Origin of the sequence: Geoalkalibacter sp. (genome assembly GCF_030604225.1) — a bacterium.
In the GTDB taxonomy this organism is placed as follows: Bacteria; Desulfobacterota; Desulfuromonadia; order Desulfuromonadales; family Geoalkalibacteraceae; genus Geoalkalibacter.
In genome coordinates, this window is record NZ_JAUVWH010000108.1 from 1 (window position 1) to 11,132 (window position 11,132).

At 61.9% G+C, this 11,132-nt stretch carries 10 protein-coding genes and 1 pseudogene; 4 read left to right on the top strand and 7 right to left on the bottom strand.

Annotated features, from left to right (window positions below):
• A pseudogene (locus QAT43_RS11500) lies at nt 1-367 on the bottom strand (RsmB/NOP family class I SAM-dependent RNA methyltransferase); the annotation flags it as partial.
• Nucleotides 368-524: 157 nt separating this feature from the next.
• On the opposite strand from QAT43_RS11500, the gene QAT43_RS11505 reads away from it, so the two are divergent.
• A complete protein-coding gene (locus tag QAT43_RS11505) occupies nt 525-950 on the top strand; it encodes a TraR/DksA family transcriptional regulator (RefSeq protein ID WP_305043221.1) in 426 nt (141 codons plus the stop codon).
• A gap of 74 nt (nt 951-1,024) precedes the next feature.
• Here the strand turns inward: QAT43_RS11505 and phoU are convergent, their stop codons facing one another.
• From phoU to QAT43_RS11535, 6 genes are all read right to left on the bottom strand, one after another.
• Nucleotides 1,025-1,702: a phosphate signaling complex protein PhoU gene (phoU, locus tag QAT43_RS11510; RefSeq protein ID WP_305043222.1), complete on the bottom strand. Its 678-nt coding sequence runs from the start codon at nt 1,700-1,702 to the stop codon at nt 1,025-1,027.
• Between the two features lie 21 nt (nt 1,703-1,723).
• The gene (locus tag QAT43_RS11515) at nt 1,724-2,206 is read right to left on the bottom strand and encodes a hypothetical protein (protein WP_305043223.1); all 483 of its coding nucleotides are present in this window, start codon (nt 2,204-2,206) and stop codon (nt 1,724-1,726) included.
• A 56-nt stretch (nt 2,207-2,262) separates the two neighbouring features.
• Complete coding sequence (gene pstB / locus QAT43_RS11520) at nt 2,263-3,090, bottom strand: phosphate ABC transporter ATP-binding protein PstB (protein WP_442900250.1); 828 nt, start codon at nt 3,088-3,090, stop codon at nt 2,263-2,265.
• Nucleotides 3,091-3,178: 88 nt separating this feature from the next.
• On the bottom strand, nt 3,179-4,996 hold the full coding sequence (pstA, locus tag QAT43_RS11525; RefSeq protein ID WP_305043225.1) for a phosphate ABC transporter permease PstA: 1,818 nt from the start codon (nt 4,994-4,996) through the stop codon (nt 3,179-3,181).
• Entirely contained in the window at nt 4,993-7,602 is a 2,610-nt protein-coding gene (locus tag QAT43_RS11530) for an ABC transporter permease subunit (RefSeq protein WP_305043226.1), read from the bottom strand. Before QAT43_RS11530 ends, pstA begins: the two co-directional genes overlap by 4 nt.
• 63 nt (nt 7,603-7,665) lie before the next feature.
• Nucleotides 7,666-8,649, bottom strand: a complete 984-nt coding sequence (locus QAT43_RS11535) for a PstS family phosphate ABC transporter substrate-binding protein (protein WP_305043227.1) — start codon at nt 8,647-8,649, stop codon at nt 7,666-7,668.
• Between the two features lie 256 nt (nt 8,650-8,905).
• On the opposite strand from QAT43_RS11535, the gene QAT43_RS11540 reads away from it, so the two are divergent.
• The 3 genes from QAT43_RS11540 (at nt 8,906) to QAT43_RS11550 (ending at nt 10,965) form a co-directional block, all read left to right on the top strand.
• Nucleotides 8,906-9,382, top strand: coding sequence for a MauE/DoxX family redox-associated membrane protein (locus QAT43_RS11540; RefSeq protein WP_305043228.1), 477 nt, complete (start codon nt 8,906-8,908; stop codon nt 9,380-9,382).
• Nucleotides 9,383-9,408: 26 nt separating this feature from the next.
• Nucleotides 9,409-9,912, top strand: coding sequence for a rhodanese-like domain-containing protein (locus QAT43_RS11545; RefSeq protein WP_305043229.1), 504 nt, complete (start codon nt 9,409-9,411; stop codon nt 9,910-9,912).
• A 216-nt stretch (nt 9,913-10,128) separates the two neighbouring features.
• Nucleotides 10,129-10,965, top strand: coding sequence for a hypothetical protein (locus tag QAT43_RS11550; protein ID WP_305043230.1), 837 nt, complete (start codon nt 10,129-10,131; stop codon nt 10,963-10,965).
• Nucleotides 10,966-11,132 lie beyond the last annotated feature (167 nt).

Here is an 11,132-nt window from a genome sequence, read left to right on the forward strand (position 1 = left end):
GAGCGGCGGCCAGATCGAGCACCGTCTCGCCGGGCTGGGGATCAAGCGCCAGGGGCGCGAGCATGCTGGCGAGATTCTGGATGTAGAGCCGCCCCTCATAAAAAGCGGCCGTTTCCGTGAGGGCGCGCTTGATCTCCGCCGGCGCGGCGAAGGCTTCGACATACCAGGGGATCGGCCGCGGATCGAAGGCGGCCTGTTCGAGTTCGGCGCGCAGTTGGGAAGCGCTGGTCTTGAGGGGATTGGCGCGAAAAGTCACGGGCTTGACGGCGGCAAAGCTCGCCAGCACCGCGCCCAATCGGTCGGCGGGGATCACGGCGGCGAGCAGGGAAGTGAATTCTTCGGGCAAGGGGGGCAGCTCAGAGGTCACGACGACATCCCAGGGGGAAAATGATGTTGCCGCTACCATAGCAAAACTCGCCGGCGAGGAAAGGCAAAAATCAAAAACTTATCAATCTCCAACAGGATTCAAACGGATTTAAGGTTCAATTCCGCCCGTCTTCCCAACAGAAACCAAGGAGAGAGCCATGCGCGACACAGAACTCGGCAGCTATCGGCCCAGCGAGCGGGAGCCGTACATGAACCCTCGCCAGTTGGCCTATTTTCGCGAACAACTGTTGCTCCGACGGCGGCGCATCCTGCATGAGGATCATCTCTATCTGCAACAACTGCGCGGTGAGATAGACCGCAGTGCCGATTTCGTTGATCAGGGTGTCCAGGAAGCCCAGCAACATTTCGATTTCGAGCGGCGCTTCCGTAATCGGCGGTTGCTTGAGCAGATCGACGCGGCCTTGGAACGCATCGACGAAGGAACCTACGGTTACTGCGAGGAAAGTGGTGAAAAAATCGGCTTGCGTCGTCTGGTGGCCTTGCCCTTTGCCCGTTGCTCCGTCGAGACGCAGGAAAATATCGAACGCGTGGAGCGCTTTCGCCGCCTGAACAATCTGGGCTAAGGCGCTGAGTCGCAAAAAAAGCCCCGTGGAATTCCCGGGGCTTTTTTTGCGTGAGTCCGGAAGTCATGAACGGCTCACGCGTCGGTCTGCATCTGATGGGGATACTGATGTCGCACGATTTCGCCGCGCGCGATGTAGACGACTTCCTCGGCGAGATTGGTGGCGAGATCGGCTATGCGTTCCAGGTAGCGCGAGCCGCCCAGGTAGTGCAGCAGGGTTTCGACCTGCTGCGGCTGCGCTTGGATGTTTTCGATCACACGGCGAAAATTGGCGGCATGGCGTTGGTCGACGGCGTCGTCCCCGGCCATGATGTGGCGGGCCAGGCTGACGTTGAGATGGACCAGCGCCTCGAAGGCCGAGCGCAGGATGCCTTGGACTTCCTTGGCCATGACGGCAAAGTCGTAGGGCGGGTCGATCCGCGGCAGTTCCTTGAGAGCTTGGGCTCTCTCGGCGATGTTGACGGCGAGATCGGAAATGCGCTCGAGATCGTTGTTGAACTTGAGCACGGCGACAATGAAGCGCAGATCCAGGGCCACGGGCTGGTGCAGGGCGATGATCTTGAAGCACTCTTCCTGCAGATCGATTTCATGCTCGTCAATGAGGTTCTCGGCGCGAAAGACCTCTTCGGCGAGCAAGGGATTGAGCTGGATCAGGGATCGGCAGGCCAGTTCAACAGCTTTTTCGACCCGTTCGAACTGGGCGAGCAGCTGCGCCTTGAGTTTGTCGATCTCGCGGAAAAAAATCTGGGTCATTGATGGGCTCCGACAAGAATTTCAGCGGAACAAGGCCATGTAGGCATCGGCGGTTTCGGCGTCGGGCGCCCGCAGGGTCATCCCGTTCGGACCCGCGGCGGGGCGCACGATGAATTTGGCGAGTTCGCCGCGCTCCACGAACTGTTTGAGTTCATCGGAGCCATCCCGCAGGACCCACAGGCGGCCTTCCTCCACCTTGGTCACGAAACCCGGCCGCGACAGCAGATAGGCATCGAGAGTTTCGGCGTCGGGGCCCTTGAGGGTCATGCGCTCGGGTCCGGCAGCGGGACGCACGACGAATTTAGCGAGTTCGCCACGTTCATGAAAGGTTTTGAGATCCTTGGCATGTTTGTGGAACACCCAGAGGCGACCGTCCTCAAGATAGGTTTCAAAGCCAGGCCGCTCGTAATCAGGGGCGGGGGTGACCTTCGCGGCGGCCAGGGCGGCGCCGGCCAGTGATAGCGCCGCGCAGAGGGAGAGCAGCAGGAACGCAAGTTTCTTCATGGGTCAATCTCCTTTGAAGTAAATCCGCATGGATGGTTGGAGGAAGCGGCTGAGCTTCAGCCGAAACGCCCGGAAATATAGTCTTCGGTTTCAGTCAGTTGCGGTTTCTGAAAAAGGGTGCGCGTCGGCGAATATTCGACCAGTTGGCCGAGATACATGAAGGCGGTGTTGTCGCTGACGCGCGCGGCTTGCTGCATATTGTGGGTGACGATGAGGATGGTGTATTCGCCGCGCAGTTGATCGATGAGATCCTCGATCTTGCTGGTGGCGATGGGGTCAAGGGCCGAGCAGGGTTCATCCATGAGCAGCATTTCCGGTTCGGCGGCGATGGCGCGCGCCACGCACAGGCGTTGCTGCTGGCCGCCGGAGAGGCCCAGGGCGCTCTGTTGCAGGCGATCCTTGACCTCGTCCCAGAGAGCCGCGCCGCGTAGCGATTTTTCACAGACTTCATCGAGCATTGCCTTGTCGCGCACCCCGTCGATTCGCAGGGGATAGATGACGTTCTCGTAAATGCTCATGGGGAAGGGGTTGGATTTCTGGGCGACCATGCCCATGCGCTTGCGCAACTCAATGACATCGACGCCGCGCGCGTAGATGGAATCCTGGTTGAGTTTCATGTCGCCGCTGATGCGAACGCTGTCCACCAGGTCGTTGAGACGGTTGACTGAACGCAGCAGCGTCGATTTGCCGCAGCCGGAGGGACCGATGAGGGCCGTCACCTTGCCCTTGGGGATGGTCATGCTGATGTCGAACAGGGCTTGGGCGGCGCCATACCAGAGGTTGAAACCGGTAATTTCGAGCACCACGTCCTGCTGCTTGAGATCGGGATGCACCGCCGGTTCGAACCATTCACCCGCGGCGATGGCCTTGAGGCGCCCGTCCATGGAGCGTTTCTTGAGCAACTCCGGGGAACCGTTGGTCGTGACCTGAGTCTGGTTCAACTGCATGGGGGGAAATACTCCTTTGGACAGATCAGAACTGGCTGGTCATGAACTTGCGGCGCAGGCGGTTGCGCAGCAGGATGGCGCCGATATTGAGCAGAGCAATGATGGCGACCAGCAGCAGCGTGGTGGAGAACACCATGGGCACCGCCGCCTCGCTGTTCTGGCTTTGAAAGCCGAGATCGAAGATATGAAAGCCCAGGTGCATGAAGCTGCGTTCCAGATGAACGAAAGGGGCATAGCCGTCCACGGGCAATTCGGGGGCGAGTTTGACCGCCCCGACCAGCATGAGGGGCGCCACTTCGCCCGCGCCGCGCGCCATGGCGAGAATCATGCCGGTCATGATGCCGGGCATGGCGCGCGGCAGCACGATGCGGCGGATGGTTTGCCATTTGCTCGCCCCGCAGGCATAGGAGCCCTCGCGCATGGAACTGGGCACCGCGGCCAGGGATTCCTCGGTGGCGACGATCACCACCGGCAAAGTCAGCAGCGCGAGGGTTAGGCTGGCCCAGAGGATGCCGCCCGTGCCGAAGGTGGGGCTGGGCAATTTGGCGGAATAGAACAACTGGTCGATGGTGCCGCCCATCAGGTAGCAGAAAAAGCCCAGGCCGAAGACGCCGAAGACGATGCTGGGAACCCCGGCGAGATTGTTCACCGCGATGCGCACGGTGCTGATCATGGGACCGGCCTTGGCGTATTCACGCAGGTAGAGGGCCGCGAGCACGCCGAAGGGCACCACGCAGATGGACATGATCAGGGTCATGACCACCGTGCCGAAAATGGCCGGAAAGACACCGCCCTCACTGTTGGCCTCGCGCGGGTCGTCACGCAGGAACTCCAGCCAACGATCGAAATAGATGCCGAACTTCTCGCCCAGGCTGAGCTGGTTGGGCGTATAGGCGCGCACGATCTGCGCCAGGGGCAAGGCCCTCTCACGCCCATCCGCGGTGGTGACCAGTATTTCAAAGCGGGCATTTTCTTGATTGATGCGGTTGATCTCGCCGCGCAGGCGGCCGTATTCCGCGTCCGCTTCGACGCTTAGTTGCGCCAGCCCCGCCTGGGCCGCGCCCAGATGAAGCAGTGCCTTCTGCTGGGCCGGTGAACCCTTGCCGTCGCGCCCCTCGGCAGCCTCTACCGCAAGTTCGGCCCCGCGGACCTGCAACCGCGCCTGCTCCAAGGCGTAGTTGATTTTGCCGATTTCATGGGTTTCCAGGGCCCGCCGTTCCTGCCAGCGCCGACGCACGTCGCGGTGGTGCTCGTTAAGTTTGCCCCACACCTCCGCGGGAGTCGTCGCGACCCGCTCGCCGTCGATGAGAAATGCCTCGGGCATACCGTAGAAGCGGCCCCATTCCTGGCGTTCGAAAAGCAGAGCCCATTGGGGATAAGAAGTGCTGTTGATGGCGAAGTCGCTCACCCAATTGAAATGTTCCTGGGTCAGTTCAAAATTCCCGGTACGGATCAGGAAACGCTCGGAGACACCATCCTGGGCGGCCAGCAGGGCGCGCGCCGCTCCCATGGCCTGCGCCGGCAGAGCCAGGAGCAACTCCTCGCGGGGCACATAGCTGCTATGACGGGTGATTTCTCCCATATGGATTCGACCGTCCACCATCTCCACCTGGATGACCGGCGCCGGCCAGAAGGTGCCGGTTCCGCGAACGAGGATGAGGGTGAGGAGGCCAAGAATCATGGCCAGGGAGAGAGCCAGCATGCCGCCCGCCAGCCACACGTAGGGCTGGCCGTGGGCCGCCAGGGCGGTACGGGTTTTGGTGCGGTAGCCGGTTCGCACCCGCTCGGCGACGCGGGATTGGGCCAGGGGGGTGGCAACGGTTGAGGATTTGGAGGAATTCATAGCTGATAGGCCCTCTTGCGAAAGCGCAGCCGTACCACCTCGGCCAGGGTGTTGACGACGAAGGTCATCATGAAGAGGGTGAGCGCGGCAAGAAACAGCACGCGGAAATGGGTGCCCCAGACCACCGCCTCGGGCAGTTCCACGGCGATGTTGGCGGAGAGCGTGCGAAAGCCGTTGAAGATGTTCCACTCCAGAACCGGTGTGTTGCCCGCGGCCATGAGCACGATCATGGTTTCCCCCACGGCGCGTCCAAGACCGATCATCACCGCGGAAAAGAGCCCGCTGGCGGCGGTGGGAATGATGATGCGCACCGCTGTTTGCCAGGGGGTGGCGCCCGAGGCCAGGGATGCCGAGCGCAAATGCTCGGGCACGCTTGAGAGGGCGTCCTCGGCCAGGGTGTAAATGATGGGGATGATGGCAAAGCCCATGATGAAGCCGACGACCAGGGCGTTGCGTTGCACGTAGGTATCGAGCACCGGCCCGATCAGGGGAAAGTCGGCGCGCGAATCAAAGCCCAGGCCGTTGAGAAGCCCGGCCAGCAGCCAGGCCAGCAAAGCCGTGGCGATCAAGCCCAAGAGGAATTTGGTCATTTCCATCAGCCCGGCCTGTCCGCGGCTGTGCTGGAGGGTGAAATTGCGCAGGCGCGGCGTGATGAAGCGGCTGGTGATCAAGGCGACCAGGATACCGCTGAGCGGCAACAGCATCAGCACCCAGCCTCCCGTTCCCGTGCCGATGCGGCCGTTGAGCCAGCCCTTGATGTCGCCGGCGAAGAGCAGCCATTCCATGAGCGGTCCGGCAAGATTGGCCAGGATGATGCCCCCGGGCAGCGCGATGCAGAAGAGCAAGGGAAACTGCCAGCGCGACCAGCGCACGAACAGGTGCGCGGGCAGCATTTGAAAAAGGTAGGCGGAGGCGACGAAGGCAAGGGGAATGGTAAAGAAGGCGGCGAGGACGTTAGGGACCAGATTTTCGACGAACGGTGCCACCACCAATGCAGCGATGAACCCCAGCACCACGCTCGGCAGGCTGGCCATCATCTCGACCACCGGCTTGATGCGCGAGCGCAGGGGGCCGACGAGAAATTCACTGGTGTAAATGGCGGCCAGCAGTGCCAGGGGCGCGCCGAACAGCATGGAGTAAAAGGTCGCCTTGAGGGTGCCGAACACCAGGGGAATCAGCCCATATTTCGGCTCAAAATCGTCGGTGGCGCTGGAGGATTGCCAGACGTGGCGCGCATCCTCCATGCCCTCGTAGTGCTTCTTGCCGAACAGCGCCGTCCAGGTGGTTTCCGGATGGGGCGCATCGATGCTCCAAAGTCCCAGGCCGCTTGCGGACAAGGCGGCAAAGGCATTGTCCTTGGGCGCCAGGGCGAGGCTGATGACGGGACCCTCGCCGACCTTTTCCTCGGACAGCAGTTGATCGCTGGTCACGTGAAAGAGGCGCGTGGTGCCGTCGGCGAAACCCGCCGCCAAAACCCGACGTCGCAGGGACGGCGCCAAACTGGTGACTTCCGCCGGCCCCTGGCCCAGGTCATGGGTCATGACCAGCAGGGCGCCATCCACCGTGGCGGCATCCTGCGGCTTGATGCGAAACCAGGTCTGGATCCGGCCCAGGGAGTCGCCCGTCACCAGGGTTGTTTTGCCGATAAGGTAGGAAAAGCTGGTCAGCCGCCCCCCCTCCTCAAGGAGACGGCGTTCCTCGGCGACCACCGGCGCGACGAGATCGCGAGCATCGACGCGCACCAGGTAGCCGTCTTCCCAGACCACGAAAACATTGTCGGCAACGCCGCTCAGCAGCAGGTAGGAAGGCAGTCCTGCCTCCACATGCGGCATTTGCATGGAGCCGCCGGCGAGGGTGGTGATGGTCTCGCCGGTGAGCAGGTTGCGGCGGCTGGTCAGGCTCTTGATATGCAAGCTGCCGTCGGCGGACAGAAAACTGATGACCGGTCCACCGGGTCGGCGGGACACATCGATCAGGATGATATCCGAAACGCCGGATTCAATCGGTGGCTCGAAACTGACGGCAAGTTTCTGCAAACGTAACTGCCCCATGGGCGTGCGCTCGACGATGCCCCCATCGAAGGCTGCTCGCTCGCCGGGCTGAAGGGTTTCAACCTTGGACGGCAAGTCCTCGGAGTGAAGAAATCGCGTGTCGAATTGAATCTGGCCAAGCAGGATACGGCCGTCGGCAAAGGCGGCGACCAGCAATTGTTCGCGAGCCAGGTAATTAAGGGCCAGGGGTGTTTCGCCGGCGAAAAGCTCCACGCGATCAAGAACCTCGCCCGTGTCCAGGCGAAAGGACACCAGGCGGCTTCCGTTTTGTTCGGCAATCCATCCCATGACCAGATGCTCGTCGGTTGCAAGCAGGTTGCCGGGTTGATGGAGGTCGGAACGGATGGTGGAAAGCTTCTTGAGAGGCGTGATCTTTTCCGGCAGGAACAGGGGCACCACCACGTAGGACAGGAAAACGAACACCCCTATAACGGCCAATATGGTGCCGATGCCGCCCAGGGTGATGCTTACGCGGGCTGCCAGGTCGGCTATTTTGACGTGCCCCCGGGTCTGGTAGCGGCGCTGCTTGCCCGTGAACTTCTCTTGACGTGCCATCGGCAGGGCCTTGAATCGGTGAAGGACCGGGCGGCAAGACGCCGCCCGGTGGCCTGGGGTGAATTACTCGATGCCGACCGATTTGAGCTGTTCGGCCGCCACCGTTGCCGGGACGGGGTAATAGCCGTCCTTGACGACGTCTTCCTGGCCGTCGCGGCTGAAGATGTACTTGATGAATTCCCGGCGCAGGGGGTCGAGTTCAACGCCGGGCTTTTTATTGACGTAGACATAGAGGAAACGCGCCAGGGGATATTCACCGGTGTAGGCATTCTGCGCCTCGGCTTCCACGCATTGGGCATTGGCCCCGCTCGCCAAGGGCACGGGGCGCACGTCCGCGGTGCGATAGCCGATGCCGCTGTAACCGATGCCGAATTTGTCGCTGGCTACGCCCTGCACCACCGAGGAACTCCCCGGCTGTTCTTTCACTGAATCCTTGTAGTCGCCGCCAAACAGACTGATTTCCTTGAAAAAGCCGTAGGTGCCCGAGGCTGCGTTGCGGCCGTAGAGGCTGATGGGCTGGTTGGCCCACTCGCCGGTGAGGCCCAGTTCGCCCCAGGTGCGGATGTCGCTCGCGTGACCGCCGCGGCGGGTTTTGGAGAAGATGGCGTCGATCTGCTGCAGACTGAGGCACTTGATGGGATTGTCCTTGTGCACATAAACCGCGAGCATGTCGATGCTGGTGCCCAGGGCGGTGGGCTTGTAGCCGTAGCGTTTCTCGAAGTCGTCGATTTCCTTGCCCTTCATTTCGCGGCTCATGGGGCCGAAGTGCGCCGTGCCGCTCACCAGGGCGACGGGCGCCGTCGAGGACCCCTTGCCTTCGATCTCAATGGCCACGTTGGGGTAATGCTTGAGAAAGCCTTCGGCCCAAAGGGTCATTTCATTGTTCATGCTGTCCGAACCGACGCTTTTAAGATTGCCCGAAACGCCCTGCACGGGTTTATAGGGCTGCAAGGCCTCGTCGACCTTGACCGATGCGGCAAAGCCGGCGCTCGGCAGCACCAGGAGGGTCGCCAGGGCGGCGATGGATTTTTTCACCTTGATCTGCATGATTTCTTTCTCCTGAAAAGAGATGGTTGAACTTCGGCGTTCGCCGGCAACGGATGAAAACGCGAGAACTCTAGGGGGGGCAGGTTAGGTTGGGGTTAGTAAGGGATAAAAATTCAGCTAGGAAGGGAGGCTCAGGGAAGGTTGAGCGTTAAAGGGCTATCGAAGATTCCGATATAAAGTATCTTTTTGTTCGAAACTTCCTATTTGCTTTGCCGAAGCGTTCTCCCTAAAATTGCCGGGTTTTAGGAGGCGTTTCATGCAGGTGTTGAGTTTGGGCCGTGTTCGGACGCGCTTTCTCGGAGAGCGCTTTTGGTACCCTTTGCTGCTCTGGGGCTTGGCCGGGCTGTTTATTGCCGCCGGTGTCATCAAGTTGGCCAATCTCCATGCGTTTTCCATTCAAATCGAGCGCTACGGACTGCTGCCGGCGGCCTGGATCGATCCGGCGGCGCTGTTGCTGGCGGTGTTGGAGGTAGGAGCCGGCTTGGCCGCCCTGTTCGGCCGTCGCAAAGGGCTGATGGCCATCGGCGCGCTGTTGCTGGTGTTCATCGGCGTGCTCGGCTATGCCCTTTGGCAGGGGCTGGAGGTGCCGTGCGGCTGCTTTTCCCTGGATGACGAAGTGCGGCGGCACGGGGTGCTGCTAGCGCTGCTGCGGGATCTGGTCATGCTCGCGGCGGTGGGTTATCTGTGGATCCGGCGGCGGTTCTGGGCGCAAAGAATTTTTCAAGGGGCTTGACCCCGATTCTCAAGGAGGATGTGTCCATGAAAAAAGGAATGGTTCTTCTGGCCCTGCTGGCCGCCTTGGGCAGTGCCGCTCCGGCCCTGGCCAACGACTGGTTCAAGGATCACCTGACCACAGAGAAGGCGGTGGTGACCTTCACCCAGGAAGTGGCGCGCGGCGGCTACGGCGTGGTCGGCACCGAGGACCTCAAGGGCTGGATCGATGCGGGCAAGCCCATGCTGCTCATCGACACCATGCCCTATGAGGCGAGCTACAAGAAAAACCACATTCCCGGCGCGGTCCAGTTCGAGTTTCCCATTCCCGAAGTCACCGAACTCGACGAGGCCACCCAGGCCAAATTCCTGGAAATGCTCGGCGAGGACAAGGATCGTCTGCTGGTCTTCTACTGCGGCTTCACCAAGTGCACTCGCAGCCACAACGGCGCCATGTGGGCGAAAAAGCTCGGTTACACCAACGTCGTGCGCCACCCGGGCGGCATTCTTGCCTGGCAGCAGGCCAAATACCCCGTGGAGCGGGTGAAGTAAGCGCAAAATGCAGGACGGCGCGGTCGGTTTCGCCCGCGCTGTCGCCCTTGCCCTCCTTGGCTTCCCTTTCCGGCCGTTTCTCTCTTTTCCCTGTCTGGCGAAATGCGTATAATCGCACCCATGCGGCGGCTGAACTTTTTTCCAAGTATGATTCTGTCCCTCTGCCTTCTGGTAGTGGGCCTCTTGTCCGTAATGCCGGCCCCAGGTCCGCTGGGCTTGGCCTGGGGGCAGTTTTCGCCGCTGGAAAGCGGTGACCCGGGCTTGGGCGTCGAGGATTCGGGCCTGCGCTTCGGCCCCACGGCGCAGCCCCGTTCGGCGCCGCAGCCCCCGCCGGAGTCCGCGCCCCCCGAGGCACCGGAAATGCCGGCTGAGCCACCCACCGAGGAACCGATTTTTGTGCCGCCGGTGATCGTGCCGCCGCCCGAGTCCCGCATGCCTTCGCGGGCGCCGGCGTCGCAACCGTCCTTTCGCCCCCCTGCCTCCAGCGGTCAACCGGCCCCGGCTCCCGCCGAGCTCAAGCCCTTCGCCGGTCCCCTGCAACGGCTCAATGAAATGGCGGGTCGCCAGGATCTGACAATGCTTCTCGACCAGTTCCGGCGGCCGGTCGCCAACGAAATCGTGCAGCGACCCGCCATCGCCGTCGCCGACGGCGAAACACCCATGCGCTTGATCCTGCAGGCTTTTGGTGGCGCCACGGCGCCCAATCTGGTGCTGACCAACCTGAGCGTGCGGCGCCTGTTTCGCGGCGTCGATGGTCGCTGGGTTCTGGAAGCCCTGCCCCAGGAGGATGCCTGGGACGCCTCGGTGTTCGTCATCGCCCAGGGCCAGACCCTGAAGGTGCCGGTGGTCATCGCGCCCCTGCGTGACATCGATTTCGACGGCAACGGACGGGTGGACGAGGCCGATTTCCAGCTTTTCCGCCAAGGCGGCGCCGATCCGCGCTTCGACCTCAACGGCGACGGGAAGCGCGATGCCGTCGACGACTACATTTTCCTCGCCAACTACCTGCTCCGAACCGACCCCCAGTTTTCCGAAGCGCTGGTCCGGCGCTGATTCTTTTTCCCTTCCTGTTTACTCCTCATCCACCACCATGGGCGCGAAACCGCGCCTTAGGGTGTTCTCCGTCACGCAGCGCGGCTCCATGAAGTGCAGCAGATAGTCGGCGCCGCCGGCCTTGGTGCCGGTGCCTGAAAGGCCAAAGCCGCCGAAGGGCTGGCGGC

What these genes read in the sequence shown, in the direction of transcription:
- QAT43_RS11530 (WP_305043226.1), bottom strand. Translation starts at nt 7,602, where the DNA reads ATGGCACGTCAAGAGAAGTTCACGGGCAAGCAGCGCCGCTACCAGACC.
- QAT43_RS11545 (WP_305043229.1), top strand. Translation starts at nt 9,409, where the DNA reads ATGAAAAAAGGAATGGTTCTTCTGGCCCTGCTGGCCGCCTTGGGCAGT.
- pstA (WP_305043225.1), bottom strand. Translation starts at nt 4,996, where the DNA reads ATGAATTCCTCCAAATCCTCAACCGTTGCCACCCCCCTGGCCCAATCC.
- QAT43_RS11540 (WP_305043228.1), top strand. Translation starts at nt 8,906, where the DNA reads ATGCAGGTGTTGAGTTTGGGCCGTGTTCGGACGCGCTTTCTCGGAGAG.
- phoU (WP_305043222.1), bottom strand. Translation starts at nt 1,702, where the DNA reads ATGACCCAGATTTTTTTCCGCGAGATCGACAAACTCAAGGCGCAGCTG.
- QAT43_RS11515 (WP_305043223.1), bottom strand. Translation starts at nt 2,206, where the DNA reads ATGAAGAAACTTGCGTTCCTGCTGCTCTCCCTCTGCGCGGCGCTATCA.
- QAT43_RS11535 (WP_305043227.1), bottom strand. Translation starts at nt 8,649, where the DNA reads ATGCAGATCAAGGTGAAAAAATCCATCGCCGCCCTGGCGACCCTCCTG.
- QAT43_RS11505 (WP_305043221.1), top strand. Translation starts at nt 525, where the DNA reads ATGCGCGACACAGAACTCGGCAGCTATCGGCCCAGCGAGCGGGAGCCG.
- pstB (WP_442900250.1), bottom strand. Translation starts at nt 3,090, where the DNA reads ATGGACGGGCGCCTCAAGGCCATCGCCGCGGGTGAATGGTTCGAACCG.